The 25,846-nt window shown below is 69.8% G+C and carries 26 protein-coding genes, 1 tRNA gene and 1 pseudogene; 10 read left to right on the forward strand and 18 right to left on the reverse strand.

Annotation, left to right across the window (positions count from 1 at the left end; translation table 11 throughout):
• Positions 1–100 precede the first annotated feature (100 nt).
• The 3 genes from ACZ5SK_RS12460 (at position 101) to ACZ5SK_RS12470 (ending at position 1,523) form a co-directional block, all read left to right on the forward strand.
• Positions 101–901: a trans-aconitate 2-methyltransferase gene (locus tag ACZ5SK_RS12460; RefSeq protein WP_361705879.1), complete on the forward strand. Its 801-nt coding sequence runs from the start codon at positions 101–103 to the stop codon at positions 899–901.
• Position 902: 1 nt separating this feature from the next.
• Entirely contained in the window at positions 903–1,277 is a 375-nt protein-coding gene (locus ACZ5SK_RS12465) for a VOC family protein (protein WP_361705876.1), read from the forward strand.
• Positions 1,278–1,349: 72 nt separating this feature from the next.
• Positions 1,350–1,523: a CsbD family protein gene (locus ACZ5SK_RS12470; RefSeq protein ID WP_334579345.1), complete on the forward strand. Its 174-nt coding sequence runs from the start codon at positions 1,350–1,352 to the stop codon at positions 1,521–1,523.
• 167 nt (positions 1,524–1,690) lie between these two features.
• Here ACZ5SK_RS12470 and ACZ5SK_RS12475 read toward each other — a convergent pair whose 3' ends face one another.
• Together ACZ5SK_RS12475 and ACZ5SK_RS12480 are read right to left on the reverse strand one after the other, a co-directional pair.
• On the reverse strand, positions 1,691–2,377 hold the full coding sequence (locus tag ACZ5SK_RS12475) for a TetR/AcrR family transcriptional regulator (protein ID WP_334579346.1): 687 nt from the start codon (positions 2,375–2,377) through the stop codon (positions 1,691–1,693).
• Positions 2,374–3,384: an acyl-CoA desaturase gene (locus ACZ5SK_RS12480; RefSeq protein ID WP_334579347.1), complete on the reverse strand. Its 1,011-nt coding sequence runs from the start codon at positions 3,382–3,384 to the stop codon at positions 2,374–2,376. The genes ACZ5SK_RS12475 and ACZ5SK_RS12480 overlap by 4 nt, the downstream gene beginning before the upstream one ends.
• 235 nt (positions 3,385–3,619) lie before the next feature.
• On the opposite strand from ACZ5SK_RS12480, the gene ppc reads away from it, so the two are divergent.
• A complete protein-coding gene (gene ppc / locus ACZ5SK_RS12485; RefSeq protein WP_361705872.1) occupies positions 3,620–6,370 on the forward strand; it encodes a phosphoenolpyruvate carboxylase in 2,751 nt (916 codons plus the stop codon).
• Positions 6,371–6,445: 75 nt separating this feature from the next.
• Here the strand turns inward: ppc and ACZ5SK_RS12490 are convergent, their stop codons facing one another.
• From ACZ5SK_RS12490 to ACZ5SK_RS12525, 8 genes are all read right to left on the reverse strand, one after another.
• Positions 6,446–7,171, reverse strand: coding sequence for an LPXTG cell wall anchor domain-containing protein (locus tag ACZ5SK_RS12490; protein WP_468575928.1), 726 nt, complete (start codon positions 7,169–7,171; stop codon positions 6,446–6,448).
• A 135-nt stretch (positions 7,172–7,306) separates the two neighbouring features.
• Entirely contained in the window at positions 7,307–7,879 is a 573-nt protein-coding gene (locus ACZ5SK_RS12495) for a hypothetical protein (protein ID WP_468575929.1), read from the reverse strand.
• A gap of 42 nt (positions 7,880–7,921) precedes the next feature.
• Positions 7,922–8,524: an aminoacyl-tRNA hydrolase gene (gene pth, locus ACZ5SK_RS12500; protein WP_079661773.1), complete on the reverse strand. Its 603-nt coding sequence runs from the start codon at positions 8,522–8,524 to the stop codon at positions 7,922–7,924.
• Positions 8,525–8,599: 75 nt separating this feature from the next.
• The gene (locus ACZ5SK_RS12505; RefSeq protein ID WP_334579351.1) at positions 8,600–9,196 is read right to left on the reverse strand and encodes a 50S ribosomal protein L25/general stress protein Ctc; all 597 of its coding nucleotides are present in this window, start codon (positions 9,194–9,196) and stop codon (positions 8,600–8,602) included.
• Between the two features lie 226 nt (positions 9,197–9,422).
• Positions 9,423–10,397: a ribose-phosphate diphosphokinase gene (locus tag ACZ5SK_RS12510; protein ID WP_334579352.1), complete on the reverse strand. Its 975-nt coding sequence runs from the start codon at positions 10,395–10,397 to the stop codon at positions 9,423–9,425.
• A 134-nt stretch (positions 10,398–10,531) separates the two neighbouring features.
• Positions 10,532–11,980, reverse strand: a complete 1,449-nt coding sequence (glmU, locus tag ACZ5SK_RS12515) for a bifunctional UDP-N-acetylglucosamine diphosphorylase/glucosamine-1-phosphate N-acetyltransferase GlmU (protein ID WP_334579353.1) — start codon at positions 11,978–11,980, stop codon at positions 10,532–10,534.
• Between the two features lie 129 nt (positions 11,981–12,109).
• Positions 12,110–12,180: transfer RNA gene (locus ACZ5SK_RS12520), tRNA-Gln, on the reverse strand.
• Between the two features lie 11 nt (positions 12,181–12,191).
• On the reverse strand, positions 12,192–13,064 hold the full coding sequence (locus ACZ5SK_RS12525) for a hypothetical protein (protein ID WP_468156409.1): 873 nt from the start codon (positions 13,062–13,064) through the stop codon (positions 12,192–12,194).
• A gap of 166 nt (positions 13,065–13,230) precedes the next feature.
• On the opposite strand from ACZ5SK_RS12525, the gene ACZ5SK_RS12530 reads away from it, so the two are divergent.
• On the forward strand, positions 13,231–14,517 hold the full coding sequence (locus ACZ5SK_RS12530) for a sensor histidine kinase (RefSeq protein ID WP_334579355.1): 1,287 nt from the start codon (positions 13,231–13,233) through the stop codon (positions 14,515–14,517).
• A 63-nt stretch (positions 14,518–14,580) separates the two neighbouring features.
• On the opposite strand, the gene ACZ5SK_RS12535 is transcribed toward ACZ5SK_RS12530, so the two are convergent.
• Both ACZ5SK_RS12535 and ACZ5SK_RS12540 read right to left on the reverse strand, forming a co-directional pair.
• A complete protein-coding gene (locus tag ACZ5SK_RS12535; protein WP_334579356.1) occupies positions 14,581–15,075 on the reverse strand; it encodes an SUKH-3 domain-containing protein in 495 nt (164 codons plus the stop codon).
• A gap of 131 nt (positions 15,076–15,206) precedes the next feature.
• Positions 15,207–15,824: a YwqJ-related putative deaminase gene (locus tag ACZ5SK_RS12540; protein WP_334579357.1), complete on the reverse strand. Its 618-nt coding sequence runs from the start codon at positions 15,822–15,824 to the stop codon at positions 15,207–15,209.
• A 309-nt stretch (positions 15,825–16,133) separates the two neighbouring features.
• On the opposite strand from ACZ5SK_RS12540, the gene ACZ5SK_RS12545 reads away from it, so the two are divergent.
• The 4 genes from ACZ5SK_RS12545 to ACZ5SK_RS12560 all read left to right on the forward strand — a co-directional run bounded on the left by ACZ5SK_RS12545 (position 16,134) and on the right by ACZ5SK_RS12560 (position 21,790).
• A complete protein-coding gene (locus tag ACZ5SK_RS12545) occupies positions 16,134–17,150 on the forward strand; it encodes an SMI1/KNR4 family protein (RefSeq protein ID WP_334579358.1) in 1,017 nt (338 codons plus the stop codon).
• 8 nt (positions 17,151–17,158) lie between these two features.
• The gene (locus ACZ5SK_RS12550) at positions 17,159–19,960 is read left to right on the forward strand and encodes an SUKH-4 family immunity protein (RefSeq protein ID WP_468575932.1); all 2,802 of its coding nucleotides are present in this window, start codon (positions 17,159–17,161) and stop codon (positions 19,958–19,960) included.
• Between the two features lie 135 nt (positions 19,961–20,095).
• Entirely contained in the window at positions 20,096–20,710 is a 615-nt protein-coding gene (locus ACZ5SK_RS12555; protein ID WP_334579360.1) for a dihydrofolate reductase family protein, read from the forward strand.
• Positions 20,711–20,905: 195 nt separating this feature from the next.
• Positions 20,906–21,790 carry a coiled-coil domain-containing protein gene (locus tag ACZ5SK_RS12560; protein ID WP_334579361.1) on the forward strand — a complete coding sequence of 295 codons (885 nt, stop codon included), beginning with the start codon at positions 20,906–20,908 and terminating at the stop codon, positions 21,788–21,790.
• Between the two features lie 166 nt (positions 21,791–21,956).
• On the opposite strand, the pseudogene ACZ5SK_RS12565 reads toward ACZ5SK_RS12560, so the two are convergent.
• The 4 genes and pseudogenes from ACZ5SK_RS12565 to ACZ5SK_RS12580 form a co-directional block, all read right to left on the reverse strand.
• Positions 21,957–22,686: pseudogene (locus ACZ5SK_RS12565) on the reverse strand (sodium:solute symporter family transporter); the annotation flags it as partial.
• A 325-nt stretch (positions 22,687–23,011) separates the two neighbouring features.
• Positions 23,012–23,278: a hypothetical protein gene (locus ACZ5SK_RS12570; RefSeq protein ID WP_468575937.1), complete on the reverse strand. Its 267-nt coding sequence runs from the start codon at positions 23,276–23,278 to the stop codon at positions 23,012–23,014.
• A gap of 94 nt (positions 23,279–23,372) precedes the next feature.
• Positions 23,373–23,561 carry a hypothetical protein gene (locus tag ACZ5SK_RS12575; protein WP_468575939.1) on the reverse strand — a complete coding sequence of 63 codons (189 nt, stop codon included), beginning with the start codon at positions 23,559–23,561 and terminating at the stop codon, positions 23,373–23,375.
• 5 nt (positions 23,562–23,566) lie between these two features.
• Complete coding sequence (locus ACZ5SK_RS12580) at positions 23,567–24,142, reverse strand: DUF5994 family protein (protein ID WP_468575940.1); 576 nt, start codon at positions 24,140–24,142, stop codon at positions 23,567–23,569.
• 291 nt (positions 24,143–24,433) lie between these two features.
• Between ACZ5SK_RS12580 and ACZ5SK_RS12585 the strand changes: the two genes are divergently transcribed.
• Positions 24,434–24,925, forward strand: coding sequence for a DUF5994 family protein (locus tag ACZ5SK_RS12585; RefSeq protein ID WP_468575942.1), 492 nt, complete (start codon positions 24,434–24,436; stop codon positions 24,923–24,925).
• Here ACZ5SK_RS12585 and ACZ5SK_RS12590 read toward each other — a convergent pair.
• The gene (locus tag ACZ5SK_RS12590; RefSeq protein ID WP_468575944.1) at positions 24,882–25,427 is read right to left on the reverse strand and encodes a recombinase family protein; all 546 of its coding nucleotides are present in this window, start codon (positions 25,425–25,427) and stop codon (positions 24,882–24,884) included. The two genes, ACZ5SK_RS12585 and ACZ5SK_RS12590, sit on opposite strands and share 44 nt — an antisense overlap.
• 80 nt (positions 25,428–25,507) lie before the next feature.
• Complete coding sequence (locus ACZ5SK_RS12595; protein ID WP_468575945.1) at positions 25,508–25,756, reverse strand: hypothetical protein; 249 nt, start codon at positions 25,754–25,756, stop codon at positions 25,508–25,510.
• Positions 25,757–25,846: the final 90 nt, after the last annotated feature.

Here is a 25,846-nt window from a genome sequence, read left to right on the forward strand (position 1 = left end):
GTGTCGACATGAAGTCTCTTGATGTCGAGTCTCTTGATGGTAAGTCCCTTGAGATCAAGTCTCTTGACATCAAGAGAGATTGGGAGGGAAGGTATGAGGCATGACGACGACCAACCCCTCCTGGGACCCCGCCCAGTACCTGCGTCACGCCGGCCACCGCGCCCGCCCCTTCGCCGACCTCCTCGCTCGCGTCCCCGACCTGCCCGGCGACCCGCCCCGCATCGGGGACCTCGGCTGCGGCCCCGGCAATGTCACCGCCGTCCTCGCCGGCCGCTGGCCCACCGCCCGCATCACCGGCTACGACAACTCGCCCCAGATGCTCGCCGACGCGGCAGCGCACGCCGGCGCGGGCCTCGACTTCGCGTACGCCGACCTCGCTGTCTGGACGCCGCAGGAGACGTACGACCTGCTCGTGTCCAACGCCGCCCTGCACTGGGTGCCCGGTCACCTCGACGCCTTCGCCGGCTGGCTGGACGGCCTCGCCCCCGGCGGCACGTTCGCCTTCCAGGTCCCCCACAACATCGACGCACCCCTGCACGCCCTCATGCGCGAACTCGGCGACACCCCCCGTTGGAAGAACCGCCTCGGCGACGTGCTGCGCCACGAGGACTCCGTCCACGCACCCGGCGTCTACCTCGACCGCCTCGCCCGCCTCGGCTGCGAGACCGACGTCTGGACGACCACGTACTTCCACGTCCTCACCGGCGACGACCCCGTCCTCGACTGGGTGAAGGGCACCGGCCTGCGCCCCGCCCTCGACGCCCTCGCCGACGACCCCGAGGCCCAGGACGCCTTCGTCACCGAATACCGCGACCTGCTCCGCACGGCCTACCCCAGCGCCGAGTACGGCACGGTCCTGCCGTTCCGCCGCCTGTTCGCGGTGGCCACGAAGGGGGCGTGAGGTGCTCGCTGCCGTCGACCACGTCCAGCTCGCCGCCCCACCCGGCACCGAAGACCTCCTGCGCCCCTTCTACGTCGACGCCCTCGGTATGACGGAGATCCCCAAGCCGCCCGCCCTCGCGGCGCGCGGCGGCTGCTGGTTCCGGGCGGGCGCGGTACAGCTGCACCTCGGCATCGAGGACGACTTCCGCCCGTCCCGAAAGGCCCACCCCGGGCTGCGGGTCACGGACATCGAGGCGTACGCGACCCGGCTGGAGGCCCACGCCACGCGCCTGGCCTGGGACACCGGCCTGCCGGGACACCGGCGCTTCTACGCGTGGGACCCGGTGGGCAACCGGCTGGAGTTCCTGGAGCCCGACGAAGATCGAACTGTTTGAGTCGTGCGCTGACGGTCACTCGGAGTGGCATCGAACGCGATTGAACTCGGATGCGGCTGGAAGTGATCCACGGTGGCGAAGGACCAGAAGGCCAAGGCCAAGAAGGAACAGATCAAGGGCAAGGCCAAGGAGGTCGTCGGCCGCGCGACGGGCGACATGAGGGCGGAGGCCAAGGGCCGCGCCGGCCAGTCGAAGGGCGACGCCCGCCAGGCGAAGGAGAAGGGCAAGGACGTCTTCAAGCACTGACAGCCCCGCTGAGAGCAGCACTGACAGCGCTGAACAACAGTAAGGACGCTGCGAGACCGTCGTCGGCAGGGCGACGGTCTCGCGGTGTTGTGCGTCTCTCAGGCCTGCGTCTCTCAGGCCTGTGTCTCTCAGGTGTTTGCGTCTCTCGGCTGTGCGGGCGGTGCGTGTTACGCCTTGCGGCGTCCTATCAGGTGCGGCTTGGCCTCCAGGCCGTCCAGGCCGTGCCAGGACAGGTTGACCAGGTGGGCCGCCACCTCCGCCTTCTTCGGGCGGCGCACGTCCAGCCACCACTGCCCGGTCAGGGCGACCATGCCGACCAGGGCCTGGGCGTAGAGGGGAGCCAGCTTCGGGTCGAAGCCGCGGTTCTTGAACTCGCGGCCCAGGATGTCCTCCACCTGGGTGGCGATGTCCGAGATCAGCGACGCGAAAGAGCCGGTGGACTGGGGGATGGGCGAGTCACGGACCAGGATGCGGAAACCGTCCGTGTACTCCTCGATGTAGTCCAGGAGTGCGAACGCCGCCTGTTCGAGGAGCTCGCGCGGATGGCCCGCCGTCAACGACGACGTCACCATGTCCAGCAGACGGCGCATCTCCCGGTCCACCACGACCGCGTACAGCCCCTCCTTGCCGCCGAAGTGCTCGTACACCACCGGCTTGGACACCCCGGCCTTCGCCGCGATCTCCTCCACCGACGTGCCTTCGAAGCCCTTCGCCGCGAACAGGGTGCGACCGATCTCCAGCAACTGCTGCCGACGCTCCGCCCCCGTCATCCGGGTGCGTCGCGCGCGCCGCGGCTTCGTGTCACTGCTGGGACTGGAGGTACTGCTGGAGTCGGTCGCCACACCGTCAATCATGCCGCCTCGACGGTCGCCTTCCCCCGCCGAGAGCCGTCCTCATCGGTGTTACGACGTGAATCGATACGCGAGCGTGACGGCCAGCGCACGTCGTATGCCCACCCGAGCATCTCGAACCACCGGATGAAGCGGGCGGAGGAGTCCACCTGCCCGCGCATCACGCCGTGCCGCGCCGACGTCGGATCGGCGTGGTGCAGGTTGTGCCAGGACTCGCCGCACGACAGCACCGCCAGCCACCACACATTGCCCGACCGGTCCCGCGACTTGAACGGCCGCTTGCCGACCGCGTGACAGATCGAGTTGATCGACCAGGTGACGTGGTGCAGCAGCGCCACCCGCACCAGCGAACCCCAGAAGAACGCCGTGAACGCGCCCCACCAGGACATCGTCACCAGTCCGCCCACCAGCGGCGGCAGCGCCAGCGACAGCATCGTCCAGAACACGAACTGCCGCGAGACCGCACGGATCGCCGGGTCCTTGATCAGATCCGGCGCGTACTTCTCCTGCGGCGTCTGCTCCTCGTCGAACATCCATGCGATGTGGGCCCACCACAGGCCCTTCATCAGGGCCGGCACCGTCTCCCCGAACCGCCACGGCGAATGCGGGTCACCCTCCGCGTCGGAGAACTTGTGGTGCTTGCGGTGATCCGCCACCCAGCGCACCAGCGGCCCCTCCACCGCCATCGACCCCATGACCGCCAGCGCGATCCGCAGCGGCCGCTTCGCCTTGAACGAACCATGCGTGAAGTACCGGTGGAAACCGATCGTGATGCCGTGGCACCCCAGGAAGTACATGAAGACCAGCAGGCCGATGTCCAGCCAGCTCACCCCCCAGCCCCACGCCAGCGGCACCGCCGCCAGCACCGCCAGGAACGGGACGATGATGAAGATCAGCAGCGTGATCTGCTCGATCGAACGCTTCTGCTCGCCACCCAGCGTGGCCGAGGGGGTAGAGCTGCCGTCGGGGGCCTGGGAAGGGTCTTCGATCACGTTGGAGCCTGTGGTCATGCGCGTCCCCTGGGGGGTCTGGGATTGAGGGAGATGCCGCACCGACGGAACCAAGGCCGTTTCCTACGGTTCCGTAACCTACGGCATCGTAAGTATGGCAGTGCACTGCCCGGCGGCAAGAGCCCGCCAACCTGCGCGTCCTTGCGGGAACTATCCTTGGAGACGGTCGGACAGCGCCGTCCGCTCTGTTTAGTTCCCTCCCGGACGAGCTTCAACACTGCAAGGAGCCGCACCTGTGAGCAGTGCCGACGACCTTGGCCAGGCCGACACGGCCACCACACCAACCAGCACCGAGTTGCGCGCCGACATCCGCCGACTGGGTGACCTCCTCGGCGAGACCCTCGTCCGGCAAGAGGGCCCCGAGCTCCTCGATCTGGTCGAAAAGGTCCGCCGCCTCACCCGAGAGGACGGCGAAGCCGCCGCCGAACTGCTGCGTGGAATCGAACTGGAGACCGCGGCCAAGCTGGTCCGCGCCTTCTCCACCTACTTCCACCTCGCCAACGTCACCGAACAGGTCCACCGAGGCCGCGAACTGCGCGAACGCCGCGCCGCCGAGGGCGGACTCCTCGCCCGCACCGCCGACCGCCTCAAGGACGCCGACCCCGAACACGTCCACCAGACGGTCCGCCACCTCAACGTCCGCCCCGTGTTCACGGCACACCCCACCGAAGCCGCACGCCGCTCGGTACTCAACAAGCTCCGGCGCATCGCCGCGCTCCTGGAGACCCCCGTCATCGAGGCCGACCGCCGCCGCCACGACACCCGGCTCGCCGAGAACATCGACCTCGTCTGGCAGACGGACGAACTCCGCGTCGTCCGCCCCGAGCCCGCCGACGAGGCCCGCAACGCCATCTACTACCTCGACGAACTCCACGCGAACGCCGTCGGTGACGTCCTGGAGGACCTGACCGCGGAACTGGAACGCGTCGGCGTCAAGGTCCCCGACGACACCCGCCCCCTCACCTTCGGCACCTGGATCGGCGGCGACCGCGACGGCAACCCCAACGTCACCCCCGCTGTGACCTGGGACGTCCTCATCCTCCAGCACGAACACGGCATCAACGACGCCCTGGAGACGATCGACGAACTCCGCGGCTTCCTCTCCAACTCCATCCGCTACACCGGAGCCACCGAGGAACTCCTCGAATCCCTCAAGGGCGACCTGGAGCGACTCCCCGAGATCAGCCCCCGCTACAAGCGCCTCAACGCCGAGGAGCCCTACCGCCTCAAGGCCACCTGCATCCGCCAGAAGCTGGAGAACACCAAGCAGCGCCTCGCCAAGGGCACCCCCCACAACCCCGGCCACGACTACCTCGGCACCAGCGAACTCCTGAGCGACCTCACCCTCATCCAGACCTCCCTGCGCGAGCACAAGGGAGCCCTGTTCGCCGACGGCCGCATGAACCGCACCATCCGCACCCTCGCCGCCTTCGGCCTCCAGCTCGCCACCATGGACGTCCGCGAACACGCCGACGCCCACCACCACGCCCTCGGCCAGCTCTTCGACCGCCTCGGCGAGGAATCCTGGCGCTACACCGACATGCCCCGCGAGTACCGCACCAAGCTCCTCGCCAAGGAACTCAGGTCACGCAGGCCCCTCGCCCCCACCCCCGCGCCCGTCGACGCGGCCGGCGAGAAGACCCTCGGCGTGTTCGGCACCATCAAGCGAGCCCTCGCCGTCTTCGGACCCGAGGTCATCGAGTCGTACATCATTTCGATGTGCCAGGGCGCGGACGACGTCTTCGCCGCAGCCGTACTCGCCCGCGAGGCCGGACTCATCGACCTCCACGCCGGCTGGGCCAAGATCGGCATCGTGCCGCTCCTGGAGACCACCGACGAACTCAAGGCCGCCGACACCATCCTCGAAGACATGCTCTCCGACCCCTCCTACCGCCGCCTCGTGGCGCTGCGCGGAGACGTCCAGGAGGTCATGCTCGGCTACTCCGACTCCTCGAAGTTCGGCGGCATCACCACCTCGCAGTGGGAGATCCACCGAGCCCAGCGACGCCTGCGCGACGTGGCCCACCGCTACGGAGTACGCCTCAGGCTCTTCCACGGCCGCGGCGGCACCGTCGGCCGCGGCGGCGGCCCCTCCCACGACGCCATCCTCGCCCAGCCCTGGGGCACCCTGGAAGGCGAGATCAAGGTCACCGAACAGGGCGAGGTCATCTCCGACAAGTACCTCATCCCCTCCCTGGCCAGGGAGAACCTGGAACTCACGGTCGCCGCCACCCTCCAGGCCTCCGCCCTGCACACCGCCCCCCGCCAGTCCGACGAGGCCCTCGCCCGCTGGGACGCCGCCATGGACGTCGTCTCCGACGCAGCCCACGCCGCCTACCGCACCCTCGTCGAGGACCCCGACCTCCCGCCCTACTTCTTCGCCTCCACCCCCGTCGACCAGCTCGCCGACCTCCACCTCGGCTCCCGCCCCTCCCGCCGCCCCGACTCCGGCGCCGGACTCGACGGCCTGCGCGCCATCCCCTGGGTCTTCGGCTGGACCCAGTCCCGCCAGATCGTCCCCGGCTGGTACGGCGTCGGCTCCGGCCTCAAGGCACTGCGCGACGCCGGCCTCGACACCGTCCTGGACGAAATGCACGAACAGTGGCACTTCTTCCAGAACTTCATCTCCAACGTCGAGATGACCCTCGCCAAGACCGACCTGCGGATCGCCCAGCACTACGTCGACACCCTCGTCCCCGACGAGCTCCGCCACGTCTTCGACGCCATCAAGGCCGAACACGCCCGCACCGTCGCCGAAGTCCTCAAGATCACCGGCGAGAAGGACCTGCTCGACGCCACCCCCGTCCTCAAGCAGACCTTCACCATCCGCGACGCCTACCTCGACCCCATCTCCTACCTCCAGGTCACCCTCCTCAAGCGCCAGCGCGACGCCGCAGCCGCCGGCGCCGAACCCGACCCGCTCCTCGCCCGCGCCCTGCTCCTCACCGTCAACGGAGTCGCGGCAGGCCTGCGCAACACCGGCTGACCCGGCCACAACGGCCATGAGGGCGCCCCCGAGCATCGAACCAGCTCGGGGGCGCCCTCATGTCCATCCCGTACGTCAGGCGGTCCGGCGCCGCCGGACCACCAGGTAACCGCCCGCGCCGAGCAGCGCGGCCGCGACACCGGCCAGCGCGCCGACAGGCGCACCGTTGCCCGTCTCGGCGAGCTTGCCGCCGCCCTGCGGGCCGGCCGCCGACGACGGAGTCGACGCCGCCGAACCCGACGGCTCCGCCGACGCCGACACCGAAGAGCCCGGCGAAGCAGACACGGACGAGGACGCCGAACCCGACGGCGATGCAGACGCGGACGGAGATGCGGACGGAGACGCAGACGCGGAAGCAGACGGGGACGACGAGCTGCCGCCGCCCTCCTCGTCCCCGCACTCCGTCCAGAACACCTTGGGCTTCGCGGCCCCCTTCTCGCCCTCGAAGTTCCAGAACAGCTTGAAGTGCCCGTCCGCCAACGACAGGTCCTCGGTACGGCCGTGGCCCTTGCCGTCCAGGGTGATCGAGCCGGTCTTGACCGTCTCGCCCTTGGAGTCGGCGTCCGGCGCCCAGGCCTCGATGTGCCAGTCCACCTTCGCCAGACCGTCGAAGTGGAAGGCGTCCAGATAGAACGAGCAGACATGCGGCTCGTTCCGCTCGTCGAACTCGTTCGTCGTCGACTTGTGGATCTTCACATCGCCGTTGTCCCCCGGCGGGGCGGCATGGGCGGCGACGGGCGCGGCGAACACCGCGACAGCAGCGACGGCGGCCAGGGCGCCGACGCGGGAGGAGGTACGCATGAGGCAGTCCATCTTCGAGTGATGAAACGGAAGATGTGGAGGGGGCGGCTCAGCTTCCTGCCAACACTGACCCTCGGTCAATCACGAACGGGCAACATGTGATCGCCGTACAGCAAAACGGAACGCCGAACACGATCAAATCGTCACGAACGCCGCCGTCAACAACGCCACCCCCGACCCCGCCAGCACCCACCCCGCCCGGGTCCGCCCCAGACCGTCCGCCACCACCACCGACGCCAGCAGCAGCGCCCCGCCCAACGGCACCCACGCGAACAGAATCCCCGCAGGACCCGAACGCACCGCCTCATCACTGTCCGGCTTGAGCACCACCGTGTAGGTCCGCCCCTTGCGCACGGCCACCGACTTCTCGAGCACCACGCGCGCGCGTGCCGTCGAACCCGCCGACAACGGCGTGTACGGCCCCACACACGTGTCCTCACCGCACCGCGTCACCTCGACCGTGCCCTGCTCCCGGCCCTTCGTCAGCATCACGTGCTGAGCGGACCCCCAGGAACCCCACACCCCCGCGACCAGGATCAGCACCGCCACCGCGCCCATCCCCGCAAGCCGCCCGAACCGCCCCAACCGCGACACGGCCACCGAACCCGAGGCCACCGAACCCGAGGCGGACCCCTTGACCGAGCGCTTATGGGACGAACTCCGACGGCGGTGGGACGACGCTGCTGTGGCAGGCATGGCCGGGATCATTGGCCATGCCCGAAGCAACCGTCAACCTCGGTGGGCGACAAGTCAGGAGTTGTACGTGCTTTGCGCCCGCTCCAACCCCTCCAGCACCAACGCCTCCACCGCATCCGCCGCCCGGTCCACGAAGTAGTCCAACTCCTTGCGCTCCGCCGAAGAGAAATCCTTCAGCACGAAGTCCGCCACCTGCATCCGCCCCGGCGGCCGCCCGATCCCGAACCGCACCCGGTGGTACTCCGCGCCCATCGCCTTCGTCATCGACTTCAGCCCGTTGTGCCCGTTGTCCCCACCGCCCAGCTTCAGCCGCAGCACCCCGTAATCGATGTCCAGCTCGTCATGCACCGCCACGATGTTCGCCACGGGCACCTTGTAGAAGTCCCGCAACGCGTTCACCGGACCACCCGACAGGTTCATGAACGACATCGGCTTCGCCAGCACCACCCGCCGGCTCCCCATCCCCGGCGGACCGATCCGGCCCTCGACGACCTGCGCCTGCGCCTTCCCCGCCCGCTTGAACCTCCCCCCGATCCGCTCGGCCAGCAGATCGGCCACCATGAACCCGACGTTGTGCCGGTTCATGGCGTACTCCGGACCAGGATTGCCGAGGCCCACGATCAACCAGGGGGCATTGGCGTCGGTCGTCACGTCCATGTCTCCTTGATACGCGCCAGCCGCCGCCCCTCACGCTGAAGGGACGACGGCTGACAAACGACTGAGGCTCGAGGATCAGGCCTCGGCGGACTCTGCGCCCTCGGCGGACTCGCCCTCCGGGGCCTCCTCCGCCTGCGCGGCCAGGATCTGCAGGACGACCGTCTCGCCGTCGACGGCCAGCTTGGTGCCCTTCGGCAGGGTGATGTCCTTCGCGAGAACCGACGCGCCGGCCTCCAGACCCTCCACCGACACCGTGACGGCCTCGGGGATGTGCGTGGCCTCGGCCTCGACCGGAAGCGCGTTCAGGACGTGCTCCAGCAGGTTGCCACCGGCCGCCAGCTCACCCTCGGCGTGCACCGGGATCTCGACCGTGACCGTCTCGCCGCGCTTGACCAGCTGCAGGTCGACGTGCTCCAGGAAACCCTTGATCGGGTCACGCTGCACGGACTTCGGGATCGCCAGCTCGTTCGTCTTGCCGTCGATGTCCAGCGCGATCAGGACGTTCGGCGTACGCAGCGCGAGCAGCAGCTCGTGGCCCGGAAGCGTGAGGTGCAGCGGGTCGGAACCGTGACCGTAGAGAACACCGGGAACCTTGCTGTCACGGCGGATACGACGCGCCGCACCCTTGCCGAACTCGCTGCGGGTCTCGGCGGAGATCTTGACCTCGGACATGAACACTCCTCGTAGAACTGAAACGGCGGACGTGGTCACCCGGCCACGAACGGCCTGCTACGAAGAGCGCGTCGATAACGGACAACCGCACCCCGAACCCCGAACCATCCGGAACGGAAACGGAGACGGCCTCCCTCGCCGAGCAACTGCAACAGTCTACTCGGCGAGGGAGGCCGCAGAAAAATCGATCAAGCACCGATCAGCAGCGGAACCCGATGACGACGGCTCACTGCTCGTCGAACAGGCTCGTCACCGAACCGTCCTCGAACACCTCACGCACCGCGTTCGCGATCGTCGGCGCGATCGACAACACCGTGATCTTGTCCACCTCCAGCTCACCCGGAGTCGGCAGAGTGTTCGTGAAGATGAACTCGCTCACCTGCGAGTTCTTCAGACGATCCGCCGCCGGACCCGACAGCACACCGTGCGTCGCCGTCACGATGACGTCCTCCGCACCGTGCGCGAACAACGCGTCGGCCGCCGCACAGATCGTGCCACCCGTGTCGATCATGTCGTCGACCAGGACACACACCCGACCCTCGACCTCGCCCACCACCTCATGGACGGTCACCTGGTTCGCCACGTCCTTGTCACGCCGCTTGTGCACGATCGCCAGCGGCGCACCCAACCGGTCACACCAACGGTCCGCCACCCGCACCCGACCCGCGTCCGGCGACACCACGGTCAACTTCGCACGGTCCACCTTGCTGCCCACGTAGTCCGCGAGCAGCGGCAGCGCGAAAAGATGATCCACCGGGCCGTCGAAGAAACCCTGGATCTGATCCGTGTGCAGATCCACCGTCAGGATCCGGTTCGCACCCGCCGTTTTCATCATGTCCGCGATCAGCCGCGCCGAGATCGGCTCACGACCACGGTGCTTCTTGTCCTGCCGCGCATAGCCGTAGAACGGCACGATCACCGTGATCGAACGCGCCGAAGCCCGCTTCAACGCATCGATCATGATCAACTGCTCCATGATCCACTTGTTGATCGGAGCCGTGTGGCTCTGGATCAGGAAACAGTCCGCACCACGCGCCGACTCCTGATAACGAACATAGATCTCACCATTGGCGAAATCGAAGGCCTTCGTCGGGACGACCCCGACACCCAGCTGGTGGGCGACCTCCTCGGCAAGCTCGGGGTGGGCGCGGCCGGAGAAGAACATCATCTTCTTCTCGCCGGTCGTCTTGATCCCGGTCACAGCACTGTCTCCTCAGAGGTGTCTCAGCTGGATGTCGAGAGACCACGCCACTGGGCGCGACGAGGCCGTCTCAGCTGGTGGGGTGCGGATGTGCACTTATCACGGTACGCCGTGTTCGACGCACCTGTTTCCGGTCAGCTCTCGCTTTCCTCCTGGCGAGAGGCCGCCTCCGCAGCCTTCGCCGCCGCGCTGCCCGGACGCTTACGAGCCACCCAACCCTCGATATTCCGCTGCTGACCACGGGCCACGGCCAGCGAACCGGGCGGCACATCCTTGGTGATCACGGACCCGGCGGCGGTGTACGCGCCATCCCCGACCGTGACAGGAGCCACAAACATGTTGTCCGACCCCGTCTTGCAGTGCGAGCCGACGGTGGTGTGATGCTTGCTCTCCCCGTCGTAGTTCACGAACACGCTCGCCGCACCGATGTTGCTGTACTCACCGATCGTCGCGTCACCGACGTAGGACAGATGCGGAATCTTCGTCCCCTCGCCGATGGAGGCGTTCTTCGTCTCCACGAACGTGCCGATCTTGCCCTTCGCCGCGAGACGGGTACCGGGACGCAGATAGGCGAACGGCCCGACGCTCGCGTTCGGCCCGACGCGCGCGTTGTCCGAAACGGTGTTGTCGACCCGCGCACCCGCACCGACGACCGTGTTCCTCAGCCGGCTGTTGGGACCGACCTCCGCACCCTCGCCGATGTGCGTGGACCCGTGCAGCTGCGTACCCGGGTGGACCAGGGCGTCCTGCTCGAACGTCACGGTCACGTCGACCCAGGTCGTGGCCGGGTCGATGACGGTGACGCCCGACAGCATGGCGGCGGTCAGCAGCCGGTCGTTCAGAATCCGACGGGCCTCGCTCAACTGCACCCGGTTGTTGATACCGGCGATCTCACGGTGATCAGCGGCGACGGACGCACCGACCCGGTGACCGGCCTCGCGGAGTATCCCCAGGACGTCGGTCAGGTACTCCTCACCCTGACTGTTGTCCGTCCGCACCTTCTTCAACGCGTCCGCGAGCAGCGCCCCGTCGAACGCGAACACCCCGGAGTTGATCTCACGGATCGCCAGCACCGCCGCGGACGCGTCCTTGTGCTCGACGATCGCGGTGACCGCACCGGACGCCTCGTCCCGCACGATCCGCCCGTACCCGGTCGCGTCCGGCACCTCCGCGGTCAGCACGGTGACCGCGTTGCCGTCCGCCTGATGCGTGGCGGCGAGCCGGGCCAGGGTCGCACCGGTCAGAAGCGGGGTGTCACCGCAGACGACCACGACCGTCCCGTCCACGCTCCCACCGAGCTGCTCAAGGCCCATCCGGACGGCGTGCCCGGTGCCGTTCTGCTCCTCCTGCACGGCGGTGCGCACGGCGGTGTCGACCTCGGCGAGGTGCGCGGTGACCTTCTCGCGGGCGTGCCCCACGACGACGACCAGGTTCTCGGGGTTCAGTTCGCGGGCGGCGGCCAGCACATGGCCCACGAGGCTGCGGCCGCAGATCTCGTGGAGAACCTTCGGTATGGCCGACTTCATACGGGTGCCCTCACCCGCTGCGAGAACGACGACGGCTGCCGGGCGATTGGCGCTCACGGAAGTTGCCCTTCGGCTGTGGAGTGAGGTGGGACATCCGAAGGATACCGGGGCGTTTCTTGGGGGACATGAGAGCGGGTCCTGACCTTGCTAGGTCAGGACCCGAACTCGGCACTTGTGTGCCGTGAGCTCCCGGAGAAGGATTCGAACCCTCATTCAACGGACCAAAACCGTTTGTCCTACCCTTAGACGATCCGGGATGGTTTGCGTGCTATGTCCGATTCTGGTGATCGGCTTCACGCGCGGACTCCACTATGCCGTACCAGGAGCCCTCGATGCGACGGTACAAGTCGGCACCCTTCAGGACTTTGATGACCAGGCAGCCGCGGTAGGACTCGCCGATGTTCTTCCGGACCGTCTTCGGGTTGTGCCTCGTGATGGTCGTCTTGTTGAACCTGGAGCGGTCGGCGCCGACGAGGTCGCACCAGTAGCCTTCAGCGCCTGCGATGTCGGCCGTCTCGTGGATCATGACGGCGAACCTCAGACGTTCGCGTTCGATGCCAAGCAGGTCCAGCCAGGCGAGGAAGACCTCGATCATTCCGGGATCGCTGTTGACGAAGGCGACGGTCTCGCGGCGGTCGTACGACTTGTCCTTGCCGCCCTCGGCCCAGTACAGGCCCACGCCCACCAGGAACAGCTCGCGGTCGGACAAGTGGCCGACGGCCTGTCTGGCTTCCTCTTTCGTGCGCTGTCGTTCCTCGTCGCGGAGGCGATTCTTGGCCTGCCAGCCCTTTCTGGCGATGGCCGCTGCTTCCTCGCGACTGCGCTTGCGCTCCGGCCTGGGCAGATCCCGTACCCACAGAGACACCGAGCTGCGGGAACACCCCAGCTCCGCCTCGATCTGGTCGTACGTCCACCCCTGTAGACGCAGCTCCCTGGCCTTCTCGCGCAGATCGTCCTTGGCGTTCGGGCGCTTGGTCCACTCCGGCGGCGGCTCACCTTTCACCAGCTGATTGAGGATGTCGTTGTTGAAAATCTTCAGCTCGTCGCGGATCTGCCGAAGGCTGAGGCCCTCGCGCCGCAAGGTCACCGCCCGCTCCCGGAGTGTCTCGAAGTCCGCGTACTTGCCAGGGGAATGTGCCATACGCATACAGTCCGGGCGGAATGCCTGCTTCCGGGGTCGAACAGGCCTGGTTCAGCAGTTCGAGGGATACCGGTGGGTTTCGGTGATGTTCGGTCACGGTGTGTGGTGTAGGCCAGTCGGGGAAAGTCGCCGGAAAAGCCGGGGGGTGCGCCCGTAGGCTGGAGGCATGACCACGACGGGGGATGAGGACACGGCGGCCCTGGGAGGGCCGTTGTGGTGGACCAGATGGCGTAGCGCGGCGTTCGACTGGAGCCTGGGGCTCGTGTCCGCCGTGGAGTGTGTGGTGGAGGGGGTGCCGTTCGCGCGGGATGCGGGGATCCCGGTGGCGGTGGGGGTGGTTTTCGGGTTGCTCGCCGGGTCGGTGTTGGTGGTGCGGCGGAAGTGGCCCATCGCTGTGGTGTTGGTGGCGATCGCGATCACGCCGGCCCAGATGGGCTTCCTGATGGGGATCGTGGGGTTGTACACGCTCGCCGCGTCGGAATTGCCTCGGCGGATCATCGCCTCGTTGGCGGGGATGCAGTTGGTGGGCACGTTGATCGTGACGTTCGTGCAGGTGCGGCAGAGCATGAACCGGGGGTCTTTGACGCTGGGGGACTGGTTCGTTCCGTTCGCTGCGATCACGACGTCGCTGGGGCTCACCGCGCCGCCGCTGCTGCTGGGGCTGTACGTGGGTGCTCGGCGGCGGCTCATGGAGAGTTTGCGGGAGCGGGCGGACAGCCTGGAGCGGGAGTTGCAGTTGCTCGCGGAGCGGGCGGAGGAGCGGGCGGAGTGGGCGCGCGGCGAGGAGCGGACGCGGATCGCGCGGGAGATGCATGACGTGGTCGCGCATCGGGTGAGCCTGATGGTGGTGCATGCCGCGGCGTTGCAGGCTGTTGCGCGGAAGGATCCTGAGAAGGCGGTGCGGAATGCGGCCCTGGTGGGTGACATGGGGCGGCAGGCGTTGACGGAGTTGCGGGAGATGCTCGGGGTGTTGCGCAGCGGTGGCTCGGGGGAGCGGTCGGCGTCGGCGTCCGTGCCGTTGGTGGCGGTGGGGGTGGCCGGGGCTGTGGTGGAGGAGGGGGAGGGGCCTTGTCTGGAGGAGTTGGAGGAGTTGGTCGGGCAGTCGGCGGCTGCGGGGATGGTGGTGGAGCTGTCGGTGGAGGGGGAGGTGCGGTCGTATGCGCCGGAGGTGGAGCAGACGGCGTATCGGGTGGTGCAGGAGGCGCTGACGAACGTTCACAAGCATGCGGCGGGTGCGAAGGCGCATGTGCGGTTGGCGCATCGGGTGGCGGAGATCGCGATGCAGGTGGAGAACGGTCCGCCGGCGGAGGCGGCGTCGTCGGCGCGGTTGCCGTCGGGGGGTAATGGGTTGGTGGGGATGAAGGAGCGGGTGGTGGCGTTGGGCGGGGTGTTTGTGTCGGGGCCGACGGAGGCGGGGGGTTTTCGGGTGTCGGCGGTGATTCCGGCCGGGTAGCCCGGGTCGGGGTGGTGCCGGCCGTGGTGGCCGGCCGGGGGGCCGGTGGGGTGGTTGTGGGGGTCAGCCGGCGGTGAGGCGTACGGGTTCGATGCCGGCGGTGAGGGCTCCGAGGGCCTGGTCGATGTCGGGGCCGAGGTACCAGTCGCCGGTGTGGTCGAGGGCGTAGACGCGGCCTGCGGCGTCGATGGCGAGGAGGGAGTGGGTGTCGGTTTCGGTGCCGAGGGGGGCGACGTCGGTGTCGAGGGCGCGGCCGAGGTCGGCGAGGGTGCGGGCGAGGTGGAGGCCGTGGAGGGGGTCGAGGTGGATGGTGGTGGGGGCGACCTGGCGGCCGGGTCCGGTGGGGGCGATGGTGAGCCCGCCGAATTCGGCCCAGGCTTCTACGGCGGCGGGGAAGACGGCGTGGCGGTGGCCGGCGGGTGAGGTGTGGTCGCGGAGGGCGTCGGCCCAGATCTCGGCTTGTTTGATGTCCCAGCGTCCGGGTTGCCAGCCGGCGGCGCGCAGGGCGGCGTCGACGGGGACGGGGAAGCGGGTGGTGGAGGTGCGGTCGGGGTGCATCTGCCCTTCGTTCGTCGTGCTGGTGGTGCGCGGCCCGGGGTGAGGCCGTGGAGCGGAGCGTGGGGGGCGCTGGGTGCTTGGGGTCTGAGGGCTAGGGGTGCTGGGGTGTTGGGCTGCCTCGTTCGGTCGGTCTAGCCGTCGGTGGCGGGGTCGACGATGCGGACGCCGAAGTGGGCGCTGAGGGCGGTGCAGGCGCGGCAGGGGGTGGCGAAGCTGCCGTGGAGGGGGTCGCCGTCCTCGCGGATGCGGCGGGTGGTGAGTTTGGCTTGTTTGAGTGTTTTGCGGGCTTCGCCGTTGGTCATGGGTCTGCGGGCGGCGCGTTTGCTGCGGGCGGCGTCGGCGGCGGCGATGTGCCGGGAGATGAGGAGTGCTTCGGCGCAGCGGCCGGTGAAGCGGTCGCGTTGGGCGCTGGTGAGGGTGTCGAGGAAGTCCTGGACGAGGGGGTGCAGGGGTGGGGGTTGGTCGCCGCGGGCGGCGGTGCCGGTGAGGGTGGCGGTGCCGCGGACGGAGAGGGCGGCGGCGATGGTGGGGAGTATGCCGTCGCGGCGGTGGCGGAGGGTGGGGGCGTGGGGGGTTTCGGTGGCGGACCAGCCGATGCGGGGGTCGCCGCCGGGGCCGGTGTGCGGGCCGGTGTGGCCTGTGGGGCCTGTGTGCGGGTCGCCGGTTCGGCCGGTGTTCTGGTCGGCCGTGTTGCCGTGGTGCAGGTTGTCGGTCCTGCCGGTGTATGGCCCCGTCTGTGTCGTGTTCATGATCGTTATCCCCTCCCGTGCATCCCCCCGGACGTCACAGGGTGCCAAATGGCGTGGCGGGTGCGGAAGCTGGGGCGGTGCGACACGCCCGGGTTTGGGCTGGCTGTCACGGCGGGGTGACGGCTGGTCACGGAAGCGGAGGCCCGGTGACCGGTGTCGTCGTACGGCATAGGCTGTCGGCACCGCGATGCGCGCGGTTGACGCGCGTTGGAGATTGTTGGAGACAGTCGATACGGGGTGTGGTGGTTCGGGACCGGAAGCGGAACCGGCCGCTGCGGTCCGTACAGAGTGCCGCAGGGGGCAACCGCCATGACGACAGGTCGGCTCGGGCAGCAAGCCGCGCCGCCGAACGCGGCCTATGCCGGGCAGGTCGTGCATTTCCCGGATCCGGTCCGGGCGGCACGGCACCCGAGGGGCGTGCGGGTGGACGAGCGGGGCTACCCGGATTTCTCGCCGTATGCGCGGGCGGTCGCGGAGATCGCGGATCCGCCGGAGGGTTTCGGCGTGGACGAGCTGCGGTTGACGGACTATGTGTCGGCGAACGCGGCGTTGGCGGCGTCGGGGCACGAGCTGTGGGACACGGTGTCGGCGGTGGCGACGCCGCATGGCTGGACGTGGCATCACGTGGTGGGATCGCGGCGGCTGGAGTTGGTTCCGGTCGAGGTGAAGGCCTTGCTGCGGCATCACGGTGGTGTGTCGACGGCTGCGGTGGATCAGTCGAAGCGGGGGACGCGGCCGTTGCAGGAGACGCGTCCGGCGCATTTCGGGCTGCCGAAGTCGGGTGTGGCGGTGACGGAGCAGCAGGTGCAGGGGGTCGAGGAGGACCTGGGGTATCGGTTGCCGGGGGCGTACCGCTCGTTCGTGAAGGCGGCGGGTGGTTGTGCGCCGGTGGGTGCTGCGTTGGACGCGGAGCTGGGCTTGCTGGTGGACCAGCCGTTTTTCACGGTGCGGGACGAGGCGGCGGTCAATGATCTGGTGTATGTGAACAAGTGTTTGCGTGATCATCTGACGAAGGACTATCTGGGCGTCGGTTTCGTGCAGGGCGGGCTGCTGGCCGTGAAGGTGCGGGGCGAGCGGTCGGGTTCGGTGTGGTTCTGCGCGTACGACGATGTGCGGGACGTGGATCCGGGGTGGTCGCCGGCGGAGCGGATGGAGCGGTTGTTGCTGCCGTGCGGTGAGGACTTCGACGTCTTCCTGTCGCGTTTGGCCGGTAATCCGCCGGAGTTGGAGACGGTGGCGAACCTGATGGTGGACGGCGGTTTCGCGCGGGCGGTGCCGGCGGCTTCTGCGGCTCCCGCGTCTTCTGTGTCTTCGGTGGGGGAGTGAGCTGAGCGATGGTGACGTTCGCGCAGGCGCAGGAGCGCGCCGAAGAGTGGATCAACGGGGATGTGCCGGCGTACCAGCATCGTGAGGTGCGGGTGCGGGAGTTCGAACTCGGGTTCGTGGTGTGGGCCGAGGACCGTGCGGAGGGCCCGCGTTCGGACGGGGGTGCGCAGCGGCTGGTGATCGCCCGGGACAGCGGGGAGGCCACGTTGTGGCCCGCGATCGCGGTGGGCGAGGTGATCCGCCGGTACGAGGAGGAGTACGGCCGTCCGCCGGAGCCCGCCGACGCGGTGCCGGCGCCTGCGGCGCGGGTGGACCTGAATCAGACGTCGTTCTTGTTGTCGCCCCCGGAGTGGTTGCAGGAGGCGGCGGACAAGCTGGGGATCGCGGACCAGCGGGAGGCCGGTTCCGCGGCCGGTTCGAGGGCTGGTTCGGGGACCGGTTCGGGGGCCGGTTCCAGTGGTGTGCCTGCGGGGGCGCCCGGTGGTGTGCCTGGTGGTGCGCCCGCGGGCGGCGATCCCTCGCTTCCGCAGACGCAGGCCGGTGCCCCGGCTCCTGCTCCGGCGGCGCCGGCCGCTCCCGTCGCTCCCGCCGGGGCGACGCCGTGGGCGGGGACGGACACCAACGCCGACGCCGGTGACGACCGTTCCGTACCGCTGCCCGCGACCGTGTTCGCGCCGCCGCTGAGCGGTTCCGACGAGGAGCCGACGCCGCCGACGGCCGCGCCGGACGCCAAGACGGCCCTGATGTCGGGCGGCAGCCAACTGCCGCCCACTGCGGTCGCACCGGCGCTCGACGACCGGGGCGCGCCTGCCTCGCAGGGGACGCAGGGGACGCAGGGGTCACAGGGGTCACAGGGGGCGCCGCAGTTGCAGCCTCCGTCGCCGGGTGCGTCGCCGGGTGCGTCGTCGTACGGCTATCCGCAGGGCGCCGGTGCTCCGTCGGCTCAGGGCGGTCCGGCTGCGCCCGCGCGGCCGCTCGCGCCGAACGCCGGTGACATCGCCGACGCCGCGACCAGCAAGGCGGCGCCGCCTCCGCGTCGTAACCGTGGGACAGGAGCGGCGCCGCCGCCTCCTCCGGGTGCGCCGGGAACACCGGGTGCGCGGCCGGGCAACACGCCTCCGGCTCCCCCGTCCGGGCCGGGTGCGCCCGGCACCCCGGCGGGCGGGTACGTGCCCACGCAGCTGGTGTCGGCCCTGGGTCCCGACGGACCGGCGGGACAAGCAGGACAGGCGGGACAGGCAGGGCCTGGTGCAGGGGGCGCGGGCAACGCACCGCAGCCTCCCGGTGCGCCGAACGCGCCCGCTGCGGGGCCGAATCCGCCCGGCGGTACGCCCCCCGGTGGCGTTCACCACGCCGCGACGATGCTCGCCGACCCCGGTCGGATGGGGCCGCCCGGGGCGCAGGGCGCGCCTCAGCCGCCCGGCCCTCCGGGTGCGCCGGGTGCTCCTGGCACCCCCGGCGCTCCTGGTGTTCCGGGTGCCCCGGGTATGCCGGGCGCGCCGGCCGCTGCGGGCGCCCACGGTGCGCCGCAGGCCCCGGGTGCTCCCGGTGCCCCGGGTATGGCTCCCGGCGCTCATGGCTTCGTGGGGGGCGCGCAGGGTGCCGTTCATCATGCGCAGACCATGCTGGCCGGCCCCCCGCAGGGCGGCCCTGGCGCACCAGGGGCACCGGGCGCACCGGGGTCCCCCGGCGCACCCGGATTCCCGGGTGCCCCCGGCATGGCTCCCGGCGGCCACGTGCCGCCCGGCGCGATGCCCCCGCCGGGTGGGCCCGTGCCAGGTGGTGGGCCGCTGCCGGGGCAGGCGCCCGGCTACGGGTATCCGCAGCAGCAGGGGTTGCCCACGGTCGGCCCCGGCTATCAGGCCGTGCTGCGTTATCGCGCGCACGACGGGTCAGAGCAGCAGCTGATCCGGCGTTCGGCGCCGGGGACGCCGCACCCGGAGTGGCAGATCTTCCACGAGCTGCGGGCGATGAACGTGCCGCCGGACCAGGTGCTGGAGCTGCACACGGAGTTGGAGTCGTGCGAGCTGCCGGGTGCGTACTGTGCGCGGATGATCCGGGAGCAGTGGCCGCAGGCGCGGATCACGAGTATCGCGCCGTACGGCACGGATCACGCGAGCCGGCAGCAGGGGATGCAGCAACTGCTGGCGCATCAGGGCGAGTTGCATCAGGTGGCGGACGGGCCTGCCCGCCCGGCGCCCGTTCGTGCGCCGTTGCCCGCGGTCGCGCCGGCGCCGCCGGTTCCGCCGGAGGCGATCGGGCAGGAACTGGCGGCGGTGTTCGGGCCGTCGGTGTTCCGGTTCGAGCAGGCCGCGGTGTCCCGGCAGGGTGTGCCGCCGGTCGTGGCGCACACGCTGGTGGTGGCGGGTCTGCCGGGGGACATGGGGCCGTTCTTCTGGGCGCAGGCCCAGCCGGGCCGGCCGGTGCCGACGCTGGCGGAGCTGGCGGCGGAGCGGGGTGTGCAGCCGGCGTCGGACGCGGGCTCGTACCTCGTCATGGGCAGTGACTTCGGCAAGGCGATCTGTGTGCAGTACGGGACGGCGAACATCGTCGCGGTGCCGGTGGAGGCGGGGCCGGGCGGTGTGCCCGTGCCGCCGCAGTTCGTGAACACCGGGCTGCCGGAGTTCGCGCGCTGCCTGGCGCTGCTGGGGCGGATGTGGCGGCTGCGCTTCGGTCTGAACCAGGAGCAGGCGGGCCGCTGGACCGTCGACTTCCAGGCCCAGCTGGCCTCGCTGGACCCGGCGGCGCTCGGTTCGCCGGAGAGCTGGTGGTCGGTGCTGCTGGAGCAGATGTGGGACGGCCTGCTGTGAGGCGTACGTTGCGCTGACAGACGTGCGGAAGGGCCGGGCCCGGCCGCGCGTGAACGATGAGAACGTCAGCGACGAGAACGTCAGCGACGAGAACGTCAGCGATGAGTTCGGGCGGTGGATCGGGTCTGCCCTGGCATGACTCGCATCATCGCTGACATCTCGGTTTCCCTCGACGGCTTCGTCACCGGGCCCGACCCCGGCCCGGACAACGGTCTGGGGGCCGGTGGCGAGGCCCTGCACACCTGGGCGTTCTCCGACGATCCCGACGACCGCCGGTATCTGCGTGAGGGGACCGCCCGCTCGGGCGCCGTCGTCCTGGGCCGTCGGCTCTTCGACGTGGTCGACGGGCCGCAGGGCTGGGACGACACGACCGGCTACGGCGCCGGTGAGGTCGGCAGGCCCGCGTTCGTCGTCGTGACGAGCTCGCCGCCCAAGGCGGTGCGGCTCACCGGCCTCGACTGGACGTTCGTCACGACCGGTCTGGCCGATGCCGTCGCCGCCGCGCGTGAGCGTGCCGAGGCGGCGTCGTCGGCCGGCGGCAAGGATCTCGACGTCGTCCTGATGGGCGGCGGTGCCACGATCCGCTCGGCGTTCGACGCCGGGTTGGTCGACGTGCTGACGGTGCACCTCGCGCCCGTCGTGCTGGGCTCCGGGACGCCACTGTTCACCGGCGGAGCGCCGCGCACGCTGGTGCAGCGGAGCGTGACCTCGACCTCGACCGTGACGCATCTGACGTACGACGTCCTCTGACGGCTCGGTCACCGTGCGCACAGTTCTTGCTGTGCGCACGGTTCTTGCTGTGTTCTCAACCCCTTTGTGTTCATGGCTGACCGTGATGTGTGCGCGGAGTGTCGCGTTATGAACACTTACGTCCGATCCATCAAGATATGCGCGACATCATCATCTTCATCATGTCGTGTCCGTCGGGTGGCGAGGGGTTCCAGGATGAGCAGCGCATCGGGGTCGGCGCCGGGGTTCGTGACCGTTCGCGGGCGCGGTTACCGGCCCGAACAGGTCGAGGCGTTCACCGTCGCGCTCTGCGCCGACCGGGACGCCGCGTGGGAGCGGGCGGCCCGGCTCACGGTGCTCGCCCGGCAGATGGAGGAGGAGGCCGAGTGGTTGCGCGAGGTCGTGACCCGGCTCGCGCCGCAGACGTACGACTCCCTCGGGGAGCGCGCGCAGCGCATTCTCCAGCTCGCGCTGGAGGAGGCCGCGGACGTTCGCGACAACGCGCGGCGTGAAGCGTGCGAGGAGGTCGCGGACGCCGAGGCGCGCGCCCTCGATGTGCGCCGGGCGGCGCAGGAGGAGGCGGACGCGCTGCGCGCGCAGGCCGAGGAACGCGCCCGTCAGCGGCTGCTCGCGGCGCGCGCCGAGGCCGACGAGGTCCGGATCGGCGCCCGGCGCGAGGTGAAGGAGTACCGGGGTGAGGCGCTGGGCGCGCTGCGCGAGGCGCGGCAGCGCACCGCCGGGATGCTCGCCGAGCAGGACAAGGAGCACGCGGAGAAGTGGACGGCGGCGGAGCGCGAGGCGGCCGAGCGGGCCGCGGCCCTCGACGCGCTGCACGCCCGGGCGGTGACCGGTGCCGAGGCGGCGCTGTCCGAGGCGAAGCAGGCGTTCGCCGAGGCCGAGGAGTCGGCCCGGCGGCTTCAGGAGGAGGCACACGCGCGTGCCGCCGAGATCCTCGCCGAGGCGCGTGCCCGGGAGGAGCGCACCGCGGGGGAGACCGAGCGGGTGCTGCGCGAGCACGGTGAGCGCTGGGACGACGTCCAGGCCCACATGGACCACGTCCGCAACAGCCTGACCGCCCTCACCGGCCGCGCGGTGGACTAGCCTGCCGCCCCTGCCCCTGCCCCGGCCCCCTGCCCCGCCCCGCTGCCCCGGCCCGCTGCCCCGCCCCGCTGCCCCTGCCCCGCTGCCCTGCCCGCCGCCCGACCCCCTGCTCGTCGACTCCCCGCCCGGCAGGTCAAGGCGGCTCGGCCGGGTCGTGCGGTGGTGTTCAGTTCTCTCCGCGCACCGCCCTCGCCAGGATCCAGCCCTCCACCGCCTCGTACTGGCGGCGCTGTTCCTCCGCCCTGCTACGGCCCGAGACGATGGTTCCCAGCCAGCCGAGGGCGAAGCCGAGGGGGATGGTGACGATGCCCGTGGTGGTGAAGGGGAACCAGTTGAAGTCGGCCTCGGGGAAGGCGGAGACGGGGGAGCCGGAGACCAGGTTGGTGCCCGGCATCAGCAGCAGGACGGAGAGGGTGCCGCCGATGCACCCGGGCCGGACTCCTGTAGCGGCGCCAGAAGAGGCTGTGGACAAGGGCGGGGGCCAGGGCCGAGGCGCCGAGGCAGAAGGAGAGGGTGACCAGGGGCTGGAGGCTGCGATGCTGGACCTGGACGGCGAGCAGGATCGTCGGGACGCCGACGGCCAGCGCGGGCTGCCGGGCGAGGAGCATCTCGCGGCGCGGTGACATCTGCGGGTCGCGGGCGGCGAAGACGTCGTGGGCGAGGGAGTTGGCGTAGGCGAGGATCATGCCGGCGACCGAGGCGAGCACCGTGAGGAAGATCGCCGTCGTGACCGTCGTGAAGAGCAGGGTCTCGACGGTGGACACGTCGGGGCCGAAGGCGGCCCGGGAGCCCAGCAGGTACGCGGTGTTGCCGCGCGGGTCGGCCTGGGCGATCACCGCGCGGCCGACGAGTGCCGTCGCGCCGAACCCGACGACGGTCATGACGAGGACGAACACCGAAGTTCGCCAGGACTCCAACGCAGACGTGGTCTTGCGCGATCCCACCGGTGCTCTGTTCGGCCTTACCCAGCACGCCCGGTAGTGCCACTCCGCCCGCACGGGTTGCCCCAGGCAATCGCGCACCAAGTTGTAAGCATCTGATCTTGATCTTGGGGAACGTGGAGGTCGCGCCGCAGCTGCGCTCCGGTGATGCCGAGGAGGCGGTTTCCTTCGACGGCCTCGTACAGGACCCGGAGCACCTGATCGCGGTAGGTCTTGCGTTCGCGCCGTGTGGCCGTGACCGCGTCCTGTCGTGTGGGGGTGGGCTCCGGGCCCGGGGCTCTCAGATCTCGTCGGAGTGGGCGCCCGCGCCGGCGGGGGTCCGGCTGGCGGCCAGCCAGGAGCGGGCAGGGCCGGCGGATGCCGCCGTGTCCACGGTGAGGTGGAGGCGAGTGTCACCGTTGAGGCCGGGATAGCTGCGCTGTTCCGTTCCGGCGAAGCAGCCGCGGAGAGCCTCCGCGACTGCTCGGGCGGCTTCGGGCGTGCGCGCGATGATCCGTACCTCGGCGTGCCCGAGCGACGGCAGTATCTGGGTCTCGATGTACTTCACGTGGGCGTGTTCCCTTCAAGGTGGGCGAGAAGCCGGCAGGTCGGGGCGCCGTGGCGCCCCGACCGCTGCCCCCGGTCGGAGGAAGGTCTGTTCCTCACCGGCCGGCATCCGTGCGGTGGGCTCGACGACCGGTGTCGTCCGGCAGACCGGGAGGTCTCGGCAGGGGGTCGCTGAAGTGGTAGGCCGCGATCCGCGCGTCGTGCTGGGCGTTCAGCAGGTGGATCCAGCGCATTCCGATGGCGATCGCGAGGATGATCACCGCGATGACGACGATGGTCTCCATGGAGCTCACCTCCAGCCGTTTCCGGGCAGCGGCAGGGTGCTTCGGTCAAGCGGGTTCCCGAAGGGGGACATACAGGCCCCGCCTTCGCCCTCCCAGGTGGCTTCCCGGCGGCGGGCGTCGCGGATGCCGCGCCCGACGGCGGTCTCGTTGGCCATGAGGACGCCTGCCGTCAGGACGCTGCCCGGGATCGCGGCGGCGGCCATCAGCCGGACCGCGGCTGCGGGCTCGGTCTCGGGCGGAACCACCAGCAGGTCCCAGCGGCCGACGGTGTAGGAGAGCAGGATGAGCTTGTCGGGGTCCTGTTCGGTGAACCAGCCCACGTGCACGGTGTTCCCGGCCACGGGAACCGTGTGCGGGATGACGGGCCAGCGGGTGGGGTTCACGGTGACGCGGGTAACGCGCCCCCAGGGCCCTTCCAGGGCGGCGACGAGCGGCGGAATCTCGGCTGCAAGGTCGCGGGAGTAGGGCCACCAGGCACCGTCCAACTGGCCGGCGAGGGTGGTCTTCGGGGTGAGGGACAAGCGTGCCGGGAGCTCTGCGGCGAGGTCGCGGGGCGCGATCCGGTCGAGGGTGGTGGTCATGATGCGGACCTGCCCCCGGACTGCCCGTCGGCAGTCCGGTTTTTAGGCGATCGCCAGAAATGACATCCGCGTGGAAGCGGGTGTGCGAAGTACTTCCGGTGCTTTCACTGTACGCCTGCTCGATGGGCGATGTTCGGTGTGACCAGGTATTTTCCGGCGGAGGCGCTGTGCAGAGCGGCGGTGCGGGCGGCGGGAGTACCGTGAAACGACGGCGGGTGCGTACGTAGCAGGTGGGCTTCGGTGCTGACCTGCGACGAGGCGCAGCCGCACCCCGTTGACGGGCGGATCCACATGGCTGACTCCGATATTCCCCACAAGCCACCACTGCTCCTGCCGGATGCGATCCACCAGGCGGTCAAACCCGGCACGGCCCTGCTGCGGCTGGAGACCACGCGCTCCCGGGAGGGGCTCCTGGACGGCGCGTGGTGGCCCCGCACCCGCGACATCGAGACCGAGCTGCCCGCGCTGATCAGCGTGTTGACCGGGCATCTTGGGCCGATCACCCGCGTGGGCGTGGACGCGGCCTCCTGGAACGGCCTCCCGACCCGCCTGGTCATCGACGACCGGATCGTGCACCTCGACTCCCACCCGGTCGGCGACAACACCGTCCTCATCACCCGCGGCCACCACGACCACTTCGCCCTGTTGGTGGTTCCCCCGGACACCACCGCCGACGCCGCCCGCGAAGCGATGGCCCGCGCCGTCCGCGCCGACAACATCACCGAGGCCGCTCAGATCCTCATCGCCACCGCACCCAAACCTGAAGGGGGACCAGGTCGTTGACCGGGGAGTTCACTAGAGGGGCCGCTGCGGTGACCGGGCTTTCGAGGGTCTTCTCCCGGATGTGGTTGCGCTCGATCTGCCCGGCGACGGCGAGGACGGCGAAGAACATGGCGCCCATGCCGTTGGGGTCGTAGATGCCGGTGAGCGGGCCGGTGAGGAGTTCGAGCTGGATGCCGCCCGCCTGGAGCTCGGCGGACAGCGTCATCAGCTCGGCCGCGTTGCGCGCGCGCCGCTGCGCCCACTCAGCGAGTGATCTGCTGGGGAGGGCCGAATTCCAACGGATCGTGAGAGAAGCCGACCAGACCCGAGAAGCGGTCTGGGATTCCGAAGGGGAGCCATGGCGCCGGTGTGATCGCGCCAGCACGCTCAGCGTACCCAAACGGCCCCGGTGAAACCGCCGGGGCCGTCCTTTCAGGCGCAACACGTGAGAGTGCGCAACCCACAATCCACGGTACACCTGCAGGTAGTTTCCGACGTGATTCCGTAGGCTGACGGAAAGCATGAGCACATTCTGCTCGGACCTCAAGCACCGACGACCGGGCCCAGCAGCCGGCACACGCCCGGCCGCCGGCAAAGTGCTTGCTATTCCGTATTACCGCGCCACTGCCCCTGGACACGGAACCAGAGTCCGGGAGCGTAGATCGATTCGACGACAGCGGCTTCGCCTTTGGTCACCCTGAGGATCCGCAATGCGCCGCTCGGAAGCAGGTCGTACTCGTACGTGGTGGTCGACTCACCTTCGGTGATGTCGTCGTAGGAGATATCTGCAGCCGCCAGCTCCGCGTATTCCTTGGGGGGCCGGTTCTCCACCAGCTTGATGAACACGCTCATACCTTGACAATAGACCTCGCGGTTTTCTCGCGTGACATGCCAGAGTCACCGCCAACGGCCGCACCACCAGTCGGGCGGTATCGGCTCATT

The sequence above is a fragment of the Streptomyces sp. NPDC031474 genome, assembly GCF_055581185.1.

Bases quoted from the DNA above. Each gene is read 5' to 3' on its own strand.
- ACZ5SK_RS12590 (WP_468575944.1), bottom strand. From the start codon at position 25,427: ATGCTTTCCGTCAGCCTACGGAATCACGTCGGAAACTACCTGCAGGTG.
- ACZ5SK_RS12580 (WP_468575940.1), bottom strand. From the start codon at position 24,142: ATGACCACCACCCTCGACCGGATCGCGCCCCGCGACCTCGCCGCAGAG.
- ACZ5SK_RS12540 (WP_334579357.1), bottom strand. From the start codon at position 15,824: ATGAACACGACACAGACGGGGCCATACACCGGCAGGACCGACAACCTG.
- ACZ5SK_RS12555 (WP_334579360.1), top strand. From the start codon at position 20,096: ATGACTCGCATCATCGCTGACATCTCGGTTTCCCTCGACGGCTTCGTC.
- ACZ5SK_RS12460 (WP_361705879.1), top strand. From the start codon at position 101: ATGACGACGACCAACCCCTCCTGGGACCCCGCCCAGTACCTGCGTCAC.
- ACZ5SK_RS12475 (WP_334579346.1), bottom strand. From the start codon at position 2,377: ATGATTGACGGTGTGGCGACCGACTCCAGCAGTACCTCCAGTCCCAGC.
- ACZ5SK_RS12575 (WP_468575939.1), bottom strand. From the start codon at position 23,561: ATGGAGACCATCGTCGTCATCGCGGTGATCATCCTCGCGATCGCCATC.
- ACZ5SK_RS12495 (WP_468575929.1), bottom strand. From the start codon at position 7,879: ATGATCCCGGCCATGCCTGCCACAGCAGCGTCGTCCCACCGCCGTCGG.
- ACZ5SK_RS12530 (WP_334579355.1), top strand. From the start codon at position 13,231: ATGACCACGACGGGGGATGAGGACACGGCGGCCCTGGGAGGGCCGTTG.
- ACZ5SK_RS12525 (WP_468156409.1), bottom strand. From the start codon at position 13,064: ATGGCACATTCCCCTGGCAAGTACGCGGACTTCGAGACACTCCGGGAG.
- ACZ5SK_RS12490 (WP_468575928.1), bottom strand. From the start codon at position 7,171: ATGCGTACCTCCTCCCGCGTCGGCGCCCTGGCCGCCGTCGCTGCTGTC.
- ACZ5SK_RS12585 (WP_468575942.1), top strand. From the start codon at position 24,434: ATGGCTGACTCCGATATTCCCCACAAGCCACCACTGCTCCTGCCGGAT.
- ACZ5SK_RS12505 (WP_334579351.1), bottom strand. From the start codon at position 9,196: ATGTCCGAGGTCAAGATCTCCGCCGAGACCCGCAGCGAGTTCGGCAAG.
- ACZ5SK_RS12560 (WP_334579361.1), top strand. From the start codon at position 20,906: ATGAGCAGCGCATCGGGGTCGGCGCCGGGGTTCGTGACCGTTCGCGGG.
- ACZ5SK_RS12595 (WP_468575945.1), bottom strand. From the start codon at position 25,756: ATGAGCGTGTTCATCAAGCTGGTGGAGAACCGGCCCCCCAAGGAATAC.
- ACZ5SK_RS12535 (WP_334579356.1), bottom strand. From the start codon at position 15,075: ATGCACCCCGACCGCACCTCCACCACCCGCTTCCCCGTCCCCGTCGAC.
- ACZ5SK_RS12550 (WP_468575932.1), top strand. From the start codon at position 17,159: ATGGTGACGTTCGCGCAGGCGCAGGAGCGCGCCGAAGAGTGGATCAAC.
- ACZ5SK_RS12545 (WP_334579358.1), top strand. From the start codon at position 16,134: ATGACGACAGGTCGGCTCGGGCAGCAAGCCGCGCCGCCGAACGCGGCC.
- pth (WP_079661773.1), bottom strand. From the start codon at position 8,524: ATGGACGTGACGACCGACGCCAATGCCCCCTGGTTGATCGTGGGCCTC.
- ACZ5SK_RS12480 (WP_334579347.1), bottom strand. From the start codon at position 3,384: ATGACCACAGGCTCCAACGTGATCGAAGACCCTTCCCAGGCCCCCGAC.